Consider the following 19,235-nt stretch of genomic DNA (forward strand, 5'->3'; position numbering starts at 1 on the left):
GCAATGAAAACCGCAGGCGGAGTGCTATTTGACTAATTGCCGGGCACATTTGGAATAAGGTGAGCGGCATATCAAAAGCAACCTATAAACCTTGGGGATAGAAATCAGGCTGCTTTGCCCGTGCTGCGGGGTGGTTTCAGTTTTCAGGCAACCTTTTACCTGCCGCAAGCCACTCGAAAATCAAACGCTTCGGCTTAAATCTTCCAAGAATGCCTTCCGCTGTTCGGCGGTGGATTTGTCCATATTGCCGAAGTTGAGCCATTGACGTTTGGCAATACCGATGCCTTTCAGGGTGTGGCCCAGCATCGCTTTGCCAATACCGTTGCCGCAAAACCATTTCAGATACCATGTGGGGGCGGTGGATGTGCTGATGACCAGCGCTTCCTTGATGTGGGTCAGATTGCCTTTCAAGCCTGTGGCGGTGGGAACGTAAGCCAATGTTTTGAGAAAAACTTTGTCTTCAAATCCTTTGACGATGGCCGGCATATCCGCCCACCAGACAGGAAAGATGAAAATCAGGCGGCTGGTTGTTTTCAAGATTTCCTGATAACGCAAAACGAGCGGATCCAAGGCTTTCCCCTGGTTAAACAAGGCAAGTTCCTCTTTAGTGTAGGCGGGGTTGAAACCGTCCGCATACAAATCAATCAGCTGATATTTTTCTCCTTTTCCATCCAGTAGCTGCCGCACACGCTGCAAAATGCCGTGATTGAAACTTTCATCGTATGGGTGGGCATAAATAATCGTGGTAAATGACACTTTATACTCCTGACATGGAAAAGGTTGTGCAGATTGAAAGCGGGTTGGCATTACTTTAACGGAAGCAGTTAAACAGAATGCCTGCTATCCGTTTCATGGGTTCAGGAATAAACGCGCCAGAGCACTCCCGGTGGCCCGCCAGGCCGGATTCAGCGCCTGCCTGATAAGGAGCGTGCGGAAGAACGGGCGGCCCGGGGCTTGGCGGCTCTGGCCGCTTTGGCCGCTTTTGCGGCCCGGGGCTTGCGGTCTGTCTTGGCGGCGGCGGGGCGGGCGGTTTTGCGGCCGGCGGGCGCGTCAGCGGGCGCGGGCGGCCCGTCTGCGCTGGCGGCAGGCAGGCAAAAGTCGATGCGGCGGCCGTCCAGATCGACGCGGGCTACTTGCACGCGCAGCGGCTGGCCCAGGGTGTAGCGCGTGCCGCTGCGCTCGCCACGCAGCTCTTGCCGGGCTTCGTCAAAGCGGTAGTAGTCGCCAGCCAGTTCCGAGACGTGAATCAGTCCTTCCACGTAAAGGTCTTTCAGGGTGACGAAAAGGCCGAAGCTGGTGACGGCGCTGACCGTGCCTTCAAACACTTCGCCCAGGTGCTGCTGCATGTATTGGCATTTGAGCCAGGCTTGCACGTCGCGGCTGGCTTCGTCAGCGCGGCGCTCGCACGCGCTGCAATGCAGTCCGGCCGCTTCCCAGGCCTGATGGGCCTTGGTGGTTTTGCGCGGGAGGTTTTCCGCCGCGCTGGCCGGGCGGGCGTTTTTTTGCAGGCGCTGGCGGAGTTTTTCATGCGCTTCGCCAAACGCGGGCAGATTGGGCAGGGCGTATTTGCGGCCCGCGAGCATGGCTTTGATGACGCGGTGCACCAGCAAATCAGGGTAGCGGCGGATGGGGCTGGTGAAGTGCGTGTAGGCGGGGTAGGCCAGGCCGAAGTGGCCGCTGTTGGCGGGGGTGTAGAGGGCCTGGCTCATGGAGCGCAGGAGCACGGCGTGGATTTGGGCGGCGTCGGGCCGGGCGGCGACTTGTTCGGCAATGCGCTGGATGTCGGCAGGCTGCGGCTCATCAGGCACGGCGGCGCGCACGCCCAGGGCGGCCAGGTAGCTGCGCAAGGTGGCGAGTTTGTCGGGCGGGGGCGCGTCGTGCACGCGGAAAAGGCCCTCGCGCTTGCCTTCGAGCATGAAGTCGGCGGCGCAGACGTTGGCGGCGAGCATGGCTTCTTCAATCAGGCGGTGCGCGTCGTTGCGCTCGCGCGGCAGGATTTGCGTGATGCGGCCCGCTTCGTCGCAGACGATTTGGGTTTCAACGCTGTCCAGCTCCACCGCGCCGCGCGCGTGGCGGGCGGCCAGCAGTGCGCGGTAAGCGCTGGCGAGGTTTTGCAGCTGGGGCAGCAAGGCTTGCTGCCCGGGCGCTGCGCCGCCGGTCTCGCCTGCAAGCCAGGCGGCGGCCTGCGTGTAGGTCAGGCGCGCGTGGCTGTGGATGACGGCGGGGTAGAACTGGTAGGCGGTGATGGCGCCTTGCCGGTCAATCAGCATGTCGCACACGAGCGCGAGGCGGTCCACCTGCGGGTTGAGCGAGCACAGGCCGTTGCTGAGTTTTTCCGGCAGCATGGGGATGACGCGGCGCGGGAAATAAACGCTGGTGGCGCGCTCGAAGGCGTCCGCGTCGAGCGCGTCGCCGTTGGTCACGTAGTGGCTCACGTCGGCAATGGCCACGAGCAGCCGCCAGCCATTGGGCCGCTTGCCACGGCCTGACGCCACGGCGGGCTGGCAATAGACGGCGTCGTCAAAGTCGCGGGCGTCTTCGCCGTCGATGGTGACAAAGGGCACATCGGTCAAATCAATGCGGCCTTTGCGCTCGGCGGGCTGCACGGCGTCTGGCAGCGCCTGGGCCTGCGCCAGTGCGGCGGGGGAGAACTCGTGCGGCACGCCGAATTTGCGCACGGCAATTTCGATTTCCATGCCCGCGTCGTCCGCGTCGCCCAGCACTTCGGTCACGCGGCCCGTGGGCTGGGCATGCAGCGCCGGCTCGCCCGTGAAGGCGATGACGGCGATTTGCCCTTCGCGCACGCGGCCCAAGCCGCGTTTTTCAAGCAGCACGTCTTGCCCGTAGCGGCGGTCTTCCGGCCGGGCCAGCCACACGCCGCTTTCGCGCACGAGGCGGGCGATGAGCGGGCGCGGCGGGCGGCTGATGATGGACAGCACCCGCCCTTCGGCGCGGCCCTTGCGGTCAAACTGCGTCACGGCGGCGCGCACGCGGTCGCCGTGCAGCACGGCGCGCATTTGCGCGGGCGGCAAGTACAGGTCAGGGCCGCCATCGTCGCGCAGCACGAAGCCGTGGCCGTCGCGGTGGCCCTGCACAGAGCCTTCCAGTTCATTTTTCATGCGTGTTTTGTCTGTTTTCATTTTTATGCTGTAGAATTCGCGCTTTCCCTGAAACGCCCAGGTGGCGGAATTGGTAGACGCACTAGTTTCAGGTACTAGCGGGTAACTCCGTGGAGGTTCGAGTCCTCTCCTGGGCACCACACATGAAGCCTTGCGGCAAAAACCGCAAGGCTTTTTTTTGCCCATTGCATTGCCCATTCCATTGCCCATCGCAAGGCTTTTTTTGTCTGCCGCCAGGCGCATGGCCATGCTGGAGGCCGTGGATCGAGCGCCGGATTGCCGCCGCTGGCCGTTTGCAGCGGCCCGCTTTCTTGCTTGGCAACGGCTGCATGGATGGGAGGCATTTTCGCTCCTGTATCAATAGCATGATGTCCTAGTGGAAAGGGCGCAGGCACCGTTTTTGGCAGGCTCAAATTTGCTCCTTTTTCTGATCTTGTGCGCCTGCCGTCCGGCCCGGCTGGACGGCGCAGGCGGGCGGCGGTTTCGCGCTCAATCAACGATGTAGCCATTCATCAGCCAATGGCGCAGCGCCTGGCGGCGCTCCATGTGCTGCTGGATCATGCAGGCGTGGTGGCGGCTGTTGCCCGGGGCCCCGGCCTCGCCGCGCAGCGGGGCCAGCCGGTTGCAGTGCTGGCGGGCGGCGCGCCGCCACTGGTTCTGGTCGTTGCGCAGGGCCGGGCGCTCATGGGCGGCCAGCGCGGTGAGCACGTCGCCATACAGCGTTTCGGTGACGGCGCGGGCCGCCTCGAAGTCTTGCAGGGTGCAGGTTTCGGGCGTGCAAGCGCCCTGGGGCGATGCCGCTGGCTGCGCCAGGGCGCTGGCAGCCGTCAGCGCCAGCATGGCCAGCAGGCTGGCCTTGCGGAGGGCTTGGCGGGCGGGCATGGCTCTTTTTCCTTTCGGAGCGGCTTGCGGCGCGTTCACGGCGCTTCGTCCTTCATTTGATCTTCCAGCGCGCGCCCGAATTCGCCGCTTTGCCAGCGGGCGACAAGGGCGCGGGCGGCTTCGGCTTGTTCGGCGGGCACTTGCACGCGCACGCCGCCCAGCGCGGGCGAAACCAGCAGGTCGGCCGTGGCGTGGTGCTCGCCCAGCAGCGTGGCCGCCATGCCTTCGCTGCGCAGCAGGTTGCACACGATGCGCGCATCCCACGGATTGAGTTCGCTGTGGATGGTCGCCAGCTTCATGGTTTCTGCCTTTTCGTGTTGCGGTTCAGATCGGCACGCCCACCAGGTCATGCCCTTCGGCGGCGACGATGCGCGCCTTGGTGAACGCGCCCGCCTTGAGCGTCTTGCTGATTTTTTCGGGCGGCAGCAGGCGCACCACGCCGTCGATTTCGGGCGCGTCGGCGTAGCTGCGGCCCACGCCGCCGCGCCGGCCCTGCGCGGGAGCCGAGTCCACCAGCACCTGCATGACGCTGCCCACGCGGCGGCGCAGGCGGGCAGAGGAGACTTCTTCGGCCACGGCCATGAAGCGGGCGCGGCGCTCCTCGCGCTCTTCGGCGGCCAGCTGGCCCGGCAGTTCATTGGCCGCCGCGCCCTGCACGGGGCTGTAGGCGAAGCAGCCGGCGCGGTCAATCTGCGCCTCGCGCACAAAGTCGAGCAAATGCCGGAATTCGGCCTCCGTCTCGCCCGGGAAACCGGCGATGAAGGTGGAGCGGATGACCAGCTCCGGGCATTGCTCGCGCCAGCGGGCGATGCGCTCGAGGTTTTTTTCGCCGCTGGCCGGGCGCTTCATGCGGCGCAACACGTCGGGGTGGCTGTGCTGGAAAGGCACGTCCAGATACGGCAGCACGCGGCCCTGCGCCATCAGCGGCAGCACGTCGTCCACATGCGGGTAGGGGTAGACGTAATGCAGCCGCACCCAGGCGCCGTGCGGCTCGGCCAGCGCGGCCAGCGCCTGCACCAGCTCCAGCAGGCGGGTCTTGATGGGGCGGCCCTCCCAGAAGCCCGTGCGGTACTTCACGTCCAGCCCGTAGGCGGAGGTGTCCTGGCTGACCACCAGCAGCTCTTTCACGCCGCCTTCAAACAGCGCCTTGGCTTCCTTGAGCACGTTGCCAATCGGGCGGCTGACCAGATCGCCCCGCATGGAAGGAATGATGCAGAACGTGCAGCGGTGGTTGCAGCCCTCGCTGATCTTGATGTAGGCGTAGTGGCGCGGAGTGAGCTTCACGCCCGCCTCGCCCACCACGCCCGGCGTGCCCGGCACCAGGTCGGTGAACGGATCGTGCGGCTTGGGGCAGTGCTGGTGCACGGCGTCCATCACTTCCTGCGTGGCTTGCGGGCCGGTCACGGCCAGCACGCTGGGGTGCAGGCTCTTGACCAGGTTGTCTTCCTCGCCCGGCCGGGCATTGACCGTTTTGCGCGCGCCCAGGCAGCCGGTGACGATGACCTTGCCATTGACGTTCAGCGCCTCGCCAATCGTGTCCAGGCTTTCCTTCACCGCTTCGTCGATGAAGCCGCAGGTATTGACGATGACCAGATCAGCCCCCTCGAACGACTTGCCCGTCACGTAGCCTTCGGCGGAGAGCTGGGTGATGATGAGTTCCGAGTCCGTCAGGTTCTTCGGGCAGCCCAGGGAGACAAAGCCCACGCGCGGGGCGGGGCCTGGAGCGGATTCAGTCGGGGAGGTCGTCGTGGTCATTCTTGTCGGGTGTCATCGTGGAAGAAGCGGGCCGCAGGCCGAAAGCGCCCAGCACCTGCCCGGCCTGCGCGTGCATCTGCTGCTGCATGTGCGCCAGCAGCGCCTGCGACTGCTCGAAATAGCCGCCCATCACGCCCGGCTGCATGAACGCACGCCAGTTCTCGGGCGAGAGCGATTGCGCCTGCTCGGCCAGCCGCGCCTGCACATCCATCATGGCGTCAATGCTGCGCTCCAGATACGCGCCCATCAGCCCCTGCATGGCGTGGCCGTAAAAGCGGATCAGATTGGCCAGCAGCTGCTCGCTGAACATGGGCGCGCCGCCCGCCTCCTCCTCCAGCATGATCTGAAGCAGGATGCTGCGCGTGAGGTCTTCGCCCGTGCGCGCGTCACGCACCACGAACGGCGCGCGCTGCATCACCAGCGCCCGCACGTCCGCCAGCGTCACGTAGGCAGACGCCTGCGTGTCATACAGCCTGCGGTTGGGATATTTCTTGATGACGCGCTCGCTGCCCTGGGCGTGGCCAGCAGCGCCAGCAGAAGAAGAAGCATGGGAAGGCATGGGCGCGGCGGATTCTAGGCGGCTGTCCGCTTGCTGCAAAAACCATAGCTGCCCGCGCCCATTCCACCAGGACTTGCGGGCGATTTGGCTTGCAATGCCTCGTCTGCAACGCCTGCCTGCCAGGTTCCGTCCGCACGCTTTTGCCGCTGGGCGGCGGAAAACCCTTGGCAGGGTAATTCCCGAGAGGGAAATCCCCATGCGCCACGGCGGCGCTGCGCCCCAACAATCCGCGCCTGTTTTTGCACGGGGAGCCAGCTCGTGGGGCATTGCTGCCGCAGCTGGCGCTGCCGTGCGCTTTTTGGGCCCCAGCAACAGGAGCAATCCGCCATGAGCCTGCCTTCCGCAGATTCCAACGCGTGCGCAGCGTCCGTCCAACCGTCGGCGTCTGCGTCCAGCGAGCCGACCGAGTTCATTCGCTCGCGGCGCTCGTCCATCATCGCCGCCATTTTTCTGATGGCCACTTCGGCCATCGGCCCCGGCTTCATCACGCAAACAGCCACATTCACCACCAAGCTGGGGGCGGCGTTCGCCTTCGGCATTCTGGCTTCGGTGCTGATTGACTTCGTGGTGCAAATCAACATCTGGCGCATGGTGGCGCTGGCGCGGCGCGATGCTTCTTCGCTGGCCAACGCGGCGCTGCCGGGCAGCGGGCATGTGCTGGCGCTGCTGGTGATGTTTGGCGGGCTGGTCTTCAACGTGGGCAACATCGCGGGCGCGGGCCTGGGGCTGGACGCGCTGATGGGCCTGCCGCCAGCCTGGGGCGGGGCGCTGAGCGCGGCCATCGCGCTGGGCATCTTTGCCTCCAGGCGCGCGGGCATGGCGGTGGACAAGCTCATCATCTTCCTGGGCATTCTGATGATTGCGCTGACGGTGTATGTGGCCATCGTCTCCGGCCCGCCCGTGGGCGAGGCGCTGCGCCAGACCGTGATGCCCGAAGTGGTGGACTGGGTGATGATCACCACCATCGTGGGCGGCACGGTGGGCGGCTACATCACCTACGCGGGCGCGCACCGCCTGCTGGACCGGGGCATGACGGGCGAGGAAAACCTCAAGGCCGTCACCAGCGGCGCGCTCAACGGCATTGCCGTCACGGGCGTGATGCGCTACGTGCTCTTTCTGGCCATTCTGGGCGTGGTCAGCGGCGGCGTGGTCATCGACATCTCCGGCAAGGGCGCAAACCCGGCGGCGCAAGCCTTTCAGGCCGCTGCGGGCAATTTGGGCCTGCGCTTTTTCGGCCTGGTGCTGTGGGCGGCGGCCATCACCAGCGTGATCGGGGCGGCCTACACCTCCATGTCTTTCCTCTCGGCCTTCAGGCCCGGCATTTCGGAAAGTGCGCGCAACAAGGCCACGGTGGTGTTCATCCTGGTGTCGCTGGCCGTGTTTCTGGGCCTGGGCAAAGCGCCTTCGGCGCTGCTGGTGTTTGCAGGCGGCTTCAACGGCCTCATCCTGCCGCTGGGCATGACGCTCTTCATGTACGTCGGCTGGGCGCGCCCTGACCTGCTGGGCGGCAAAACCTATTCACGCCCGCTGCTGGCGCTGGGCTCGGCCGTGTGCCTGCTGACCTGGTACATGGGCTACAAATCGTTTGGCGGCGTTTTCAAATTCATCATGGGATAAGGCATGGCGCACATCGATCTGAACAGCGACCTGGGCGAAAGCCTGGGCGCGTGGCGCATGGGCGATGACGAGGCCATGCTCGGCATCGTCACCAGCGCCAATGTGGCCTGCGGCTTTCACGCGGGCGACGCGGCGGGCATCCTGCGCACGCTGCGCGCCGCCGCCGAGCGCGGCGTGAGCGTGGGCGCGCACGTGGCCTACCCCGATCTGGCCGGCTTTGGCCGCCGCAACATGGACGTGGCCAGCGCCGATTTGCGCGCCGATGTCATCTACCAGATTGGCGCGCTGCAAGGGCTGGCGCGCGTGGCCGGCACGCAGGTGCGCTACGTCAAGCCGCACGGCGCGCTCTACAACACCATCGCGCACGACGAGCGCCAGGCGGCGGACGTGATCGAAGCCATCCGCGCCATTGATCCCGGCCTGGCGCTAGTGGCGCTGGCTGGCTCGCCCCTGGTGGGCTGGGCGCAAGCGGCGGGCCTGCGCGTGGTGGCCGAAGCCTTTGCCGACCGCGCCTACACCCCGCAAGGCACGCTGGTCAGCCGCCGCCAAAGCGGCGCGGTGCTGCACGACGCGCCCCAGGTGGCCGCGCGCATGCTGCGCCTGGTGCAGCACGGCGTGGTGGAAGCCATCGACGGCACGCTCACCCCCATACAGGCCGATTCCATTTGCGTGCACGGCGACAGCCCCGGCGCCGTGGACATGGCCCGCCAGGTGCGCCAAACGCTGCTGGAAGCGGGGGTGGAATTGAAGGCGTTTGCGTGAGAAACGCCACTTGCAACGCATCAATAAAAATGCCCCGTCAAATGAAAACGGGGCCTTTTTTGGAAAAACGGTTTTCTGATTATCTTCGCAGGCATCAGCCATTTTCTTCCTGCCGGAAGTCGCAGCATCCCATACCGCCGCAGCACCTCATTTCCTTCGTGCCGGAACGGCATGGTTTCTCGCAGCGAGGCTCTTCCATGATTTTGAGAAGATCATGCCTGGTCCAATCTGACGCCGTATCGCAAGACGATGATTCCGGAATCTTGCCGCCTATTTTTTCTTCCGCCTGCTCCTTCGTCATGGGCGAAATCACCATGTCGATAACGGTATTGAAACGCTCTTTCCTGCTTTCAAAATGAAACGGCTTGCCCATTTTGGCCAGAACAACCCATTCGCTGGCCAGGGACAGGGCGCCATCCGCGCCAGGCGCGAAGACCATGCCTGAAACACGGCCAATGCGTTCTCCGCCCTCGTCCGCGCCCACCGGCCCCAGGGTGTAGTCCGGCCGCATGATCCCCCGTGAAATCTCCGTGGAATCCCCGTGAAATGGGCGCAGGCAGCTATCCTTTTTAAAGCGTTCAAGCGGCGCGTCTGTTTTCCGTCTTTTCATTCGTCCATCTTTTTTCCAGGCTTTTTTCATGACTCCAGCCCAATCCGCGCGTCTTGCCTATCGCCAGGGCCTCGTTGCGCCCACGGCGGGCGTGGCGCCCGGCCTGACGCAGGCCAACCTGATCGCCCTGCCCCGCGACTGGGCGTGGGACTTTCTGCTTTTCGCCCAGCGCAACCCCAAGCCCTGCCCCGTGCTGGACGTGACTGAGCCGGGCAGCTTCACAACCGTGCTGGCGCAAGGGGCCGACTTGCGCACCGATCTGCCCCTGTACCGCGTGTGGCGCAATGGCCGGCTGGCGGAAGAAACGCCGGATGTGCGCGCACTCTGGAACGAGCGGCCCGATCTGGTCACGTTCCTGATCGGGTGCAGCTTCACGTTCGAGACGCCGCTGGCGCAGGCGGGCATTGAGGTGCGCCACATCGCGCTGGGCTGCAACGTGCCCATGTTCAAGACGAACATCGCCTGCCGCCCAGCGGGCCGCCTACACGGGCCGATGGTGGTTTCCATGCGCCCCATCGCGGCCAGCCGCGTGGCCGATGCCTGCCGCATTTCGGGCCGCTACCCCGGCGTGCACGGCGCGCCGGTGCACGTGGGCGATCCGGCGGCCATTGGCATTGCCGATGTGCAGCGGCCCGACTTTGGCGATGCCGTGCCCATCCGCGCGGGCGAAGTGCCCGTGTTCTGGGCCTGCGGCGTCACGCCCCAGGCGGCGGTGATGGCCTCGGGCGTGCCCTTCGCCATCACGCACGCGCCGGGGCACATGTTCATGACCGACGTGGCGGATGAGGCGTATCACGCGTAGCCCGTTTCAGCCCCCTGTTTCAGGCATCAAATCGCCCGCAAGTCCGCATGGAACAAGCGCGGGCAGCTATCAAAACAAGAGCGAAACAGCTCTATCCCGGTTTCATCTTCTTTCCAGCATGAGATTTCTCCCCGTCACCGCAGGCGCTTTGCTTGTCGAGCTGCCCGATCTGCCCCGCACGCTGGCGCTGCTGCGCGCGCTGCAAGCTGGCCCGCCCGAGGGCGTGACCGAAGTCATTCCGGCCGCGCGCACGCTGCTGATTCATTACGAGCCGTGGCGCCTGGACGATGCGCAACTGGCCGCCGCCGTGGCCGCCATTGCGCAAAAGGCACAAAGTGCAGCAGAAAGCGGCGCGCCGCCTGAAGAAGCGGCCGGGGCTCTGGTGCACATTCCCGTGCGCTACGACGGCGAAGACCTGGCCGAAGTGGCCGCGCATCTGGGCTTGAGCGCAGCGCAAGTCATCGCCCGCCACACGGCGCAGCCCTGGCAGGTGGCCTTTGCGGGCTTTGCGCCGGGCTTTGCCTATTTGAGCGGGGGCGATGCGGTGTTTGACGTGCCGCGCCGCGCCAGCCCGCGCACGCGCATTCCGCCGGGGGCCGTGGCGCTGGCGGGGCGCTTTTCGGGCGTGTACCCGCGCGCCAGCCCCGGCGGCTGGCAGCTGATCGGGCAAACCGAAGTGCCCATGTGGGACCTGGCCCGCACGCCGCCTGCGCTGCTGCAACCGGGCCAGCGCGTGCAATTTGTGGATGCGGCCACCGAAGCGGGCCGCGAGCTGCTGGAGCGCTGGCGGGCGTCATCGCGCTGCGCCGTGGCCGCTTCTTCTTCTGCGCCAGACTCTTGCGCGCCAGGCGGGGGCGGCGCTGGCGCAGCGCCCGTGCTGGAAGTGCTGGCCCCCGGCTTGCAGGCGCTGGTGCAGGACTTGGGCCGCCCCGGCCAGGCGGGGCAAGGCGTTTCGGCCTCCGGCGCGCTGGACCGGGGCGCTTTTCTGGCCGCCAACCGGCTGGTGGGCAACCATTTCAACGCGCCCGCGCTGGAGCTGCTGCACGGCGGCTTTACCGTGCGCGCGCTGGGGCCTGCCGTGGTGGCCGTCACGGGCGCCGAAGGCCCGCTCACCTTGCGGCGGCAAGACGGCGCGGCCCTGCCCGCTGCGCGCCACGCGCCGCTGGCGCTGCAAGCGGGCGACACCCTTGCGCTGGGCGCGCCTGAAGCGGGGCTGCGCAGCTACCTGGCCGCGCGCGGCGGCTTTGCCGCGCAGCCCGTGCTGGGCAGCTGCGCGAGCGACACGCTGGCGGGCATTGGCCCCGCGCCGCTGGCCGCCGGGCAGCGCCTTGGCCTGGGCCGCCGCGAAAGCCGCCACGGCCCGCTGGCCAGCGTGGCCGCGCACCCCGAAGCCGCTTCGCCGCACCTGCCCCGCCCGGGTGATGCGGCCGCCGTGTGGCTGGACATCACCCTCGGCCCGCGCGCCGACTGGTTCAGCCCGCAAGCGCTGGCGCTGCTGCTGGAGCAGCCCTGGCAAGTCACGCCCCAGTCCAACCGCGTGGGGCTGCGCCTGGCTGGCAGCCAGCCCTTGCAGCGCGCCGCCGCTTTTGAAGGCGCGGAGCTGCCCTCTGAAGGCACGGCGCTGGGCGCGCTGCAAGTGCCCGCCAACGGGCAGCCCGTGCTGTTTCTGGCCGATCACCCGCTCACGGGCGGCTACCCCGTCGTGGGCTGCGTGGCCGCGCACCATCTCGATCTGGCCGCGCAACTGCCTGCGGGCACGCTCATCCGCTTTCGCGCACAAAGTCCTTTTCAGGAAATCTGCCTCTCATGAAAAAAGTCCTCATCGCCAACCGGGGCGAAATCGCCGTTCGCATCATCCGCGCCTGCGCCGACTACGGCGTGGCATCCGTGGCCGTCTATGCCGACGCCGACATCGACGCGCCGCACGCGCGCCTGGCCACTGAAGCCTGGGCGCTGCACGGCGAGCGCCCCGCCGACACCTATCTGAACATCGACAAGCTGATCGGCATCGCCCGCCAAAGCGGCGCCGACGCCGTGCACCCCGGCTACGGCTTTCTCTCCGAAAACGCCCGCTTTGCGCAAGCCGTCATCGACGCGGGGCTGAAGTGGATAGGCCCGCCGCCCGAAGCCATCGCCCTCCTGGGCGACAAAGTCTCGGCCCGCCAAATCGCGCAGCAAGCGGGCGCGCCTCTGGTGGCTGGCACCCCCGGCCCCGTGCAAGACGCGCAGCAAGTGCTGGCCTTTGCCCGCGAACACGGCCTGCCCATCGCCATCAAAGCCGCCTTTGGCGGCGGCGGGCGCGGCCTGAAAGTGGCCTGGCACATGGAAGAAGTGGCCGAGCTGTATCACTCCGCCGTGCGCGAAGCCACCGCCGCCTTTGGCCGGGGCGAATGCTTCGTGGAGCAATACCTGCACCAGCCGCGCCATGTGGAAGTGCAAGTCATGGCCGACGCGCACGGGCGCATCGCCATCCTCGGCACGCGCGACTGCTCCTTGCAGCGGCGCAACCAAAAGCTCGTGGAAGAAGCCCCCGCCCCTTTCCTGAGCGACGCACAGCGCCAGCGCCTGCACCAGGCCGCGCGCGACATCTGCGCCCGCGCGGGCTACGTGGGCGCGGGCACGGCGGAATTTCTCGTCAGCCGCAGCGGCGCCATCTCCTTTCTGGAAGTGAATACGCGCCTGCAAGTGGAGCACCCCGTCACCGAAGAAACCACCGGCTGCGACCTCGTCATCGAGCAGCTTCGCATCGCCGACGGCCTGCCCCTGTCCGTGCCTGACGAAGCGGCCCCGCGCGGCCACGCCATTGAATTTCGCATCAACGCCGAAGACGTGGCGCGCGGCTTTTTGCCCATGCCCGGCCGCATCACCGCCTTTGCGCCGCCCGGCGGCCCCGGCGTGCGCGTCGACAGCGGCGTGCAAAGCGGCTCGCTCATCGCCCCGCAGTTCGACTCGATGATGGCCAAGCTCATCATCTGGGCGCCCACCCGCGCCCAGGCGCTGGCGCGCGCGCGCCGCGCCCTGGCCGAATTCCACATCGAAGGCGTGCCCAGCGTGCTGCCCTTTCACCGCGCCGTGCTCCAGTCGCCCGCCTTCTGCGCCGAAAACGCCGAAGACTTCACCGTGCACACCCGCTGGATCGAAACCGGCTTTGCCGACGAGCTGGCCAGCCTGCCCGCTGCCCGCCCCGAACCGGCCAGCGCCGCCTTGCTGCGCCTGCCCATCGAAATCGACGGCCGCCGCCACACCCTGGCCCTGCCCGCCGCCCTGCTGGCCGCCCTGCCCGCCAGCGGCGCGCAGCCGGGCGCCAAACCGGGCGGGCAGGCTGGCGGGCCAAGCGACGAGCAGGCAGACGAAAGCGCCATCCCCGCCCCCGCCGCCGCCACGCTCCACGCCTGGAAAGCCGAAGACGGCGCCGCCGTGCAAGCCGGCCAGCTCATCGCCGTGATGGAAGCCATGAAGATGGAAATGCAAGTCACCGCCCCCAAAGCCGGCGTGCTGCGCCACGCCGTGCCCGCCGGCCAAACCGTGGCCCTGGGCCAGACCATCGGGCGCATCGAGTAACGGGCAGGAACCCGCCCGCCGCCTGGCCCCGGAAACCTGCCCAGAGGCCCGCCGCAAGGAGCGAAAGGCGGACCGGGACGAGCTGCAAGGCGCAAACCTGGCCGCATGCTCTCCCGCCGCCACAGAAGCCCTGCTTGTCGAAAACAGGAGCAAATCCAGGGGTATTGAATCGGCTCCTGCGCTTATTCCACTAGGACCTCATGCTATGGATACAGAAGCGAATACAGCCCTTCCTTCCCATCCGGCTCGTGGGGTTCTGCGCCTTCGCGCCAGCCGCCTTTTCGCCGCGCGGGGCTTCACGTCATGCCCCAAGAATCCACCTGGGTTGCGCCACATCTTTCAGCCTGCCTTGAGGGACGCAGGCCGCGCGCCACGCGCTTGCAGCCAGCCGCCCCGCATGGCCGCAGCCCACAATCAGCGCTTTCCTTCACCGCCCTATTTCAGGAGACCGCCATGACGCACCGCTACACCCGCCTCATCACCGCCGAACAGCTCGCGCAGCTGCAAGCCGAAGGCGCGCCGCTGATGGTGTTTGACTGCTCCTTCAACCTGTTCGAGCCTGAAGAAGCCGACCGCCTGTTCGCCCAAAGCCACATCGCGGGCAGCCAGCAGGCGCACCTGGAGCGCAACTTGAGCGCCCAGCCCGGCCAAAGCGCCGCCAGCGGCGGCCGCCACCCGCTGCCCACGCGCGAAGCCTTCGCCAGCTGGCTGGGCCGCTGCGGCTTTGCCAACGACATGCAGGCCGTCGTCTATGACCGCAACGGCATGAACTTCTGCGGCCGCCTGTGGTGGATGCTGAAATGGGCCGGGCACGACGCCGTGGCCGTGCTCGACGGCGGCCTGCAAGCCTGGCAGGCCGCAGGCGGCGCGCTGGAAAGCGGCCCGGCCCGCCCGCAGCCCGCCACCCGCTTTGAGCTGAAGCCGCCGCTGCGCCGCCTGCTCACGCAAGCCGAAGTGGCCGCGCGGCTGGGCAGCCCCGCGCAAACCCTCATCGACGCGCGCGCCGCCGCCCGCTATCTGGGCGAAACCGAGCCGCTGGAAGCTGTGGCGGGCCACATTCCGGGCGCGCTGAACCGCCCCTTTGGCGAAAACCTCACGCCCGAAGGCCGCTTCAAGCCCGCCGCCGCCCTGCGCGAGGAATTCACCCGCCTGCTGGCCGGGCGCGATGCCGCCAGCGCCGTCTGCTACTGCGGCAGCGGCGTCAGCACCGTGCCCAACATCATCGCAATGGAGCTGGCCGGCCTGGAGCCGCCCGCCCTCTACGCCGGAAGCTGGAGCGAATGGAGCCGCACACCCGGCGCGGGCGTGGAAACCGGCCCCGCCCGCTAAAAGCCTGTTCACAGTCTGACCACAGGGGCGAAAAGCGCCGCCCCGGGCGCTTGGCGGCCTTGCGGGCCATCCCGATCCTCTCTTTTGACTCTTGCGGCCAGACTCTGAACAAGCTCTCAAGCCTGCTGCATGCTGCGGCGCAGCTCGCCCACCGTGGCCGGGTGTTTTTCAAGCTGCTCAATGGCCACGGCGCGCACGTCGGCGCGTTCGTTGTAGCGGGCGAAGGCGCGCTGGTTTTCAGCGCGCAGAAACTGCCTGAAGAGCGCCGGATGGCGCAGCTCGGCGTAGGAAAACGCCATGCCCAGCACATGCTGGGCCACTTCATCGCTGGCCGCATCGAGCTGCGGCGCATGCGTCAGGCCCCGGGCCACGGCCTGCCGCGCGCGCTCGATGTGCGGATGCTGCTCGCCCTGGGCGGGCTTGAAACGCTCCAGCGAATACGCCTTGACCACCTGATCGAGCAGCTCGAAGGCATAACCGGCCAGCGCTGCCTGCCGCGCGCCGCGAAAAGGCCGCTCGAACAGGAAGTCAAGAATGAGCGGGCTGTTCACGATGACCACGCCCTCGTCCGTCACCAGGGCCGGCACCTGCGACAGGGGATTGATGGCCGTGAGTTCGGCAGGCGTGGTCCACGGATCGGCGTAGGCCAGCTGCAAATCGTCCAGGCCATGCGCCAGCGCGGCCAGCATGACGATGCGGCTATAGGGCGAGGTGTTGCTGGTAAAGAGCTTCATGACGGTTTCCTTTGCGAAGGGAAAAACAAATGGCGGAGAAACTTCGGGCGGCAGCTCACGCGCCTGGGCACGGCCCCGCGCGCTTTGCGTCTGGCCCGTAGCCCTGATTCAGCCACATCCTCGCGCACGGCAGGGCCGCGCCAGCCCATGCCCATGCTGGCCTTGGTTCAATTGCCGCGTCAGCCCGCGCGGACCCGGGTCGAATGGCCGCAGACGGTTATTGCTTTTGCGGCAGCCAGTCCGGCAGCATGCGCTCCACGTAGCGCGCCACGGTGTCGATTTCGAGATTCACCGCGCTGCCCGCTGCCAGCCGGCCCAGCGTGGTGTGCTGCACGGTGTGGGCGATGAGGTTGATGCTGAATTCGCAGCCATAGGCCGTGTCTTGCACGCTATTGATCGTCAGGCTCACGCCGTTGATGGCGATGGAGCCTTTGTAGGCCACGAATTTCGCCAGCTCGCGCGGCGCCAGCACCCGCAAAAGCCAGCTTTCGCCCACGGGCGCCAGCTGCCGCACCTGTCCGATGCCGTCCACATGGCCGGAGACGATATGGCCGCCCAGCCGGTCCTGGGCGCGCAGGGCTTTTTCCAGGTTCACCGGGCCGGGCGCTGACAGGCCGCAGGTGCGCGCCAGCGATTCCGCCGACACCTCCACGCTGAAGCGGCCCGCTGGCGCATCCAGCGCCGTCACGGTCATGCAGGCGCCGTTGAGCGCAATGCTGTCGCCCAGCGCCACATCGTCCAGGTAGCCCGCAGGCGTTTGCAGCGACAGGCGCACGCCATAGGCGCTGCCCTGCCCCAGCGGAGCCGCTTGCTGGATTTGGCCGATGGCCGTGATGATGCCGGTGAACATGCGCGAACCTCCTTTTTTGCAGCGCCTGCGAAGAAATGAAAGAAAACCAGGCTCCAAACAGAAAAAAGCCCCGCAAACAAGGCGTTTGCGGGGCTTGGAAGAAGTGGCGCGGCTGGCAGGATTCGAACCCACGACCCCTTGGTTCGTAGCCAAGTACTCTATCCAACTGAGCTACAGCCGCGCGAAAACCGGGATTATAGGCACATTTTGGAGCTTCGTTGCCCAGCGGGCGAAAAAGTTCGCGGACTGCGCACAGGCATGGTCTTTTCAGGGCAGCCGAGCGGCCAGACTCGTCTGCCAAAGGCGCCTGTGGAATCAGGGTTGATTAAGCTCCCGTATCCATAGCCTGATGTCCCAGGGCCTGTTAAGAACCGAACCACCGAGACTGGATCACAGCTGAAGCCAGATAGATCACAGCCTTGAAGCTGGCGTCGATTGGGTCTTTGTGAGATCACGATTGGCACGCCTTGCGCTTGCAATCGCTCCATCGGCCATTGAACATCAAACGCCTTGTCCGCCAGCAGTGCCCCAAACTTTGGGTTTCGGATCAGTTCTTCGACACCTTTGCTGTCATGCTGATGGCCTGGCATCAGCACGAACTTGACCAGATTGCCCGGCGTATCGCACGAGGCCCGTATCTTGGCGCTCACGCCCCCGCGCCAGTGGCCTATGGCCTGGCTTTGAGTCTCCCTTTTGCGCCCTGCCTGCGCCTTGCAGGCTCCTACAGCACCCGCGAAAAGAGCCGGGCCGTGGCTTCCAGCAGGCGCTGGCTGAAAGAGAGCTGGCGGCGGGCGGGCACGCGCCGGCAGAGCGAGAGATCGCGCGTGAACATGGCGGCCAGCTCGGCGTTGAAGGCTTCGTCCAGCACCACGGCGGCGGCTTCAAAGTTGAGGCGGAAACTGCGGTTGTCGAAATTGGCGCTGCCCACCATGCCGTAGCGGTCATCCACCAGCAGGGTTTTGGCGTGGAACATGGCGGCGGTGTATTCAAAGATGAGCACGCCGGCGCGCTGCAATTCGTCAAAGTAGGAGCGCGCGGCGGCGCTGGTGAGCCGCGAGTCGCCGCAGGCGGGCACCATGAGCTTGACCTGCACGCCGCGCAGGGCGGCGCTGGTGAGCGCGAACAAGGTTTCTTCCGTGGGCACGAAGTAGGGCGTGGCCAGCCAGATGCGTTCGCGCGCCAGGCCAATGGCGTCCACCATCGCGCGCAGGATGGCTTCGCCGTCGGTGTCTGGCCCGCTGGCGACGATTTGCACGGGAACTTGCGCGGGAATCTGCGCAGACTGGCCGGACGGATCGGCCGCCAGGCGCGCCAGACCGGAAGGCGCGCCAAAAAGCGTGTCGCCGGAATGCGCCGAAGGGGTTTTGCCGCTGGCGTAGGCCCAGTCCTGCAAGAAAACGTACTGGAGCCAGCGCACGGCGGCGCCGCGCAGCTCCAAATGCGTGTCGCGCCAGGCCCGCTCGCCGCAGACGTTTTCGTTTTCTTCGTCGGTGATATTGACGCCGCCAATGAAGCCCACGCGCCCGTCGCACACCACGAGCTTGCGGTGGGTGCGCAAATTGACCAGCGGCCGGAAGCGGTCCAGCCGCGCGGGGTGAAACAGCGCCAGCTCGCCGCCTGCGGCCAGCAGCTCTTGCAGCGCCTGGCAGCGGCTGCGGCGGGCGTAGAGCGAAAACGAGCCTATGGCATCGACCAGCAGGCGCACGGCCACGCCTTCGCGCGCCCTGGCTGCCAAGGCGCGCAGCACGGTCTGGCCGGTTTCGTCGGGCCGGAAGATGTAGTACTCCAGATGAATGTGCGCGCGCGCTTGCCCAATGGCTTGCAGCAGCGCTTGCTGCGCCTGGCCGCCGCTGCCCAGCAGGCGCGCGCTGTGGCAGGCGGACATGGGCAGGCCGCAGCAGCGCTCAATCAGCCGCGCGTGCTGCAAGGCCCAGGCGGGCGGCTCGGCCTGCTGGCCGCGCAGCGCCAGCCAGTCGTGCTGCGAAAGCAGGCTGGCGCGGTAATGCCAGCGCTTGAGCCGCTGGCGCTGCACGCGCTGCGGGCCAAAGTAGGCATACACGGCCAGGCCCACAACGGGCGTGAGGCTGAGCACCAGAATCCACGCCAGCGTGGCCACGGGCGGGCGCTTTTGCAGCACGATCCACGCAGCCAGCGCCAGCGCGTAGGCGGCCCAGACGCCGCCCAGCCACGATAGCCAGGAAACGCTTGCGAGGGGAAGAATGGGCCAGGGCAAGGCAGAAATGCGCCGCGCGCTTCGTATTGAAATTACTTATCTGACCACACCGCCAGTTCATTTCCGGCCGGATCGGTGAAGTGAAAACGCCTGCCGCCGGGAAAAGCAAATATTTCCTGCGTGATGGCGCCGCCCGCCTGGCGGACTTTGGCGCAGGCCGCTTCCAGATCGGCCGTATAAATCACGGCCAGCGGCTTGCAAGGCGGGTGGTCGCACGTCATGCCGCTGCCAATACCGCTGCCGGCGGTGTCCATGTAGTCATCGCCCCACGGCTGATACATCCAGCCAAACGCCTGGCCATAAAAAGCTCTGGCGGCATGCAGGCTTTCGCGGCTGGGCGCGGGAAATTCAATATAGGTAATGTGGCCCTCAGACGGTTTCATGCTGCTTTCCTGGTTTTCAAACAGATGGGCAAACAGGTA

The 19,235-nt window shown here is 66.5% G+C and carries 18 protein-coding genes and 2 tRNA genes; 7 read left to right on the top strand and 13 right to left on the bottom strand.

Translation table 11 applies throughout. The features are described from left to right. Positions 1 to 180: 180 nt before the first annotated feature. Both C1720_RS03165 and C1720_RS03170 read right to left on the bottom strand, forming a co-directional pair. Entirely contained in the window at positions 181 to 756 is a 576-nt protein-coding gene (locus tag C1720_RS03165) for an NAD(P)H-dependent oxidoreductase (protein WP_050715610.1), read from the bottom strand. A 149-nt stretch (positions 757 to 905) separates the two neighbouring features. Next, entirely contained in the window at positions 906 to 3,140 is a 2,235-nt protein-coding gene (locus C1720_RS03170; RefSeq protein ID WP_255397811.1) for a ribonuclease R family protein, read from the bottom strand. 34 nt (positions 3,141 to 3,174) lie between these two features. Here C1720_RS03170 and C1720_RS03175 point away from each other — a divergent pair. Next, positions 3,175 to 3,259: transfer RNA gene (locus C1720_RS03175), tRNA-Leu, on the top strand. Between the two features lie 349 nt (positions 3,260 to 3,608). On the opposite strand, the gene C1720_RS03180 is transcribed toward C1720_RS03175, so the two are convergent. Genes C1720_RS03180 through phaR form a run of 4 tightly spaced genes read right to left on the bottom strand, consistent with a single transcriptional unit; the run spans position 3,609 to position 6,315 of the window. Next, positions 3,609 to 4,001 (bottom strand): lysozyme inhibitor LprI family protein, encoded by a 393-nt coding sequence (locus C1720_RS03180; protein ID WP_102283209.1) that lies wholly within the window; start codon positions 3,999 to 4,001, stop codon positions 3,609 to 3,611. 35 nt (positions 4,002 to 4,036) lie between these two features. Beyond that, positions 4,037 to 4,300, bottom strand: a complete 264-nt coding sequence (locus C1720_RS03185) for a putative signal transducing protein (protein WP_050715607.1) — start codon at positions 4,298 to 4,300, stop codon at positions 4,037 to 4,039. A gap of 25 nt (positions 4,301 to 4,325) precedes the next feature. Next, a complete protein-coding gene (gene rimO, locus C1720_RS03190) occupies positions 4,326 to 5,756 on the bottom strand; it encodes a 30S ribosomal protein S12 methylthiotransferase RimO (RefSeq protein ID WP_050715606.1) in 1,431 nt (476 codons plus the stop codon). Then, positions 5,731 to 6,315: a polyhydroxyalkanoate synthesis repressor PhaR gene (gene phaR, locus C1720_RS03195; protein WP_102284471.1), complete on the bottom strand. Its 585-nt coding sequence runs from the start codon at positions 6,313 to 6,315 to the stop codon at positions 5,731 to 5,733. The genes rimO and phaR overlap by 26 nt, the downstream gene beginning before the upstream one ends. Positions 6,316 to 6,642: 327 nt before the next feature. Here phaR and C1720_RS03200 point away from each other — a divergent pair, with 327 nt between their 5' ends. Then, positions 6,643 to 7,932: an NRAMP family divalent metal transporter gene (locus C1720_RS03200; protein ID WP_102283211.1), complete on the top strand. Its 1,290-nt coding sequence runs from the start codon at positions 6,643 to 6,645 to the stop codon at positions 7,930 to 7,932. A 3-nt stretch (positions 7,933 to 7,935) separates the two neighbouring features. Beyond that, positions 7,936 to 8,694, top strand: a complete 759-nt coding sequence (locus tag C1720_RS03205; RefSeq protein ID WP_102283212.1) for a LamB/YcsF family protein — start codon at positions 7,936 to 7,938, stop codon at positions 8,692 to 8,694. A 94-nt stretch (positions 8,695 to 8,788) separates the two neighbouring features. On the opposite strand, the gene C1720_RS03210 is transcribed toward C1720_RS03205, so the two are convergent. Then, on the bottom strand, positions 8,789 to 9,334 hold the full coding sequence (locus C1720_RS03210; protein ID WP_146006846.1) for a hypothetical protein: 546 nt from the start codon (positions 9,332 to 9,334) through the stop codon (positions 8,789 to 8,791). Here C1720_RS03210 and C1720_RS03215 point away from each other — a divergent pair. From C1720_RS03215 to C1720_RS03230, 4 genes are all read left to right on the top strand, one after another. Next, positions 9,333 to 10,106 (top strand): putative hydro-lyase, encoded by a 774-nt coding sequence (locus C1720_RS03215; RefSeq protein ID WP_102283214.1) that lies wholly within the window; start codon positions 9,333 to 9,335, stop codon positions 10,104 to 10,106. The genes C1720_RS03210 and C1720_RS03215 overlap by 2 nt on opposite strands. A 118-nt stretch (positions 10,107 to 10,224) precedes the next feature. After that, entirely contained in the window at positions 10,225 to 11,916 is a 1,692-nt protein-coding gene (locus C1720_RS03220) for a 5-oxoprolinase subunit B/C family protein (RefSeq protein ID WP_102283215.1), read from the top strand. Beyond that, on the top strand, positions 11,913 to 13,667 hold the full coding sequence (locus tag C1720_RS03225) for an acetyl/propionyl/methylcrotonyl-CoA carboxylase subunit alpha (RefSeq protein WP_102283216.1): 1,755 nt from the start codon (positions 11,913 to 11,915) through the stop codon (positions 13,665 to 13,667). The genes C1720_RS03220 and C1720_RS03225 overlap by 4 nt, the downstream gene beginning before the upstream one ends. 453 nt (positions 13,668 to 14,120) lie before the next feature. Beyond that, positions 14,121 to 14,996 (top strand): sulfurtransferase, encoded by an 876-nt coding sequence (locus tag C1720_RS03230; RefSeq protein WP_102283217.1) that lies wholly within the window; start codon positions 14,121 to 14,123, stop codon positions 14,994 to 14,996. A 116-nt stretch (positions 14,997 to 15,112) separates the two neighbouring features. On the opposite strand, the gene C1720_RS03235 is transcribed toward C1720_RS03230, so the two are convergent. From C1720_RS03235 to C1720_RS03255, 6 genes are all read right to left on the bottom strand, one after another. Beyond that, positions 15,113 to 15,730, bottom strand: coding sequence for a glutathione S-transferase family protein (locus C1720_RS03235; protein WP_102283218.1), 618 nt, complete (start codon positions 15,728 to 15,730; stop codon positions 15,113 to 15,115). A gap of 217 nt (positions 15,731 to 15,947) precedes the next feature. Further along, complete coding sequence (locus C1720_RS03240) at positions 15,948 to 16,580, bottom strand: riboflavin synthase (RefSeq protein ID WP_102283219.1); 633 nt, start codon at positions 16,578 to 16,580, stop codon at positions 15,948 to 15,950. Between the two features lie 104 nt (positions 16,581 to 16,684). After that, positions 16,685 to 16,761, bottom strand: a tRNA-Arg gene (locus tag C1720_RS03245). 13 nt (positions 16,762 to 16,774) lie between these two features. After that, positions 16,775 to 17,230, bottom strand: coding sequence for a hypothetical protein (locus tag C1720_RS12780; RefSeq protein ID WP_146006847.1), 456 nt, complete (start codon positions 17,228 to 17,230; stop codon positions 16,775 to 16,777). A 71-nt stretch (positions 17,231 to 17,301) separates the two neighbouring features. Then, entirely contained in the window at positions 17,302 to 18,813 is a 1,512-nt protein-coding gene (cls, locus tag C1720_RS03250; RefSeq protein ID WP_233199777.1) for a cardiolipin synthase, read from the bottom strand. Positions 18,814 to 18,845: 32 nt separating this feature from the next. After that, a complete protein-coding gene (locus C1720_RS03255) occupies positions 18,846 to 19,196 on the bottom strand; it encodes a VOC family protein (protein WP_102284473.1) in 351 nt (116 codons plus the stop codon). Between the last annotated feature and the right edge of the window lie 39 nt (positions 19,197 to 19,235).

It is taken from the genome of Ottowia massiliensis (assembly GCF_900240305.1).
Lineage (GTDB): Bacteria > Pseudomonadota > Gammaproteobacteria > Burkholderiales > Burkholderiaceae_C > Ottowia > Ottowia massiliensis.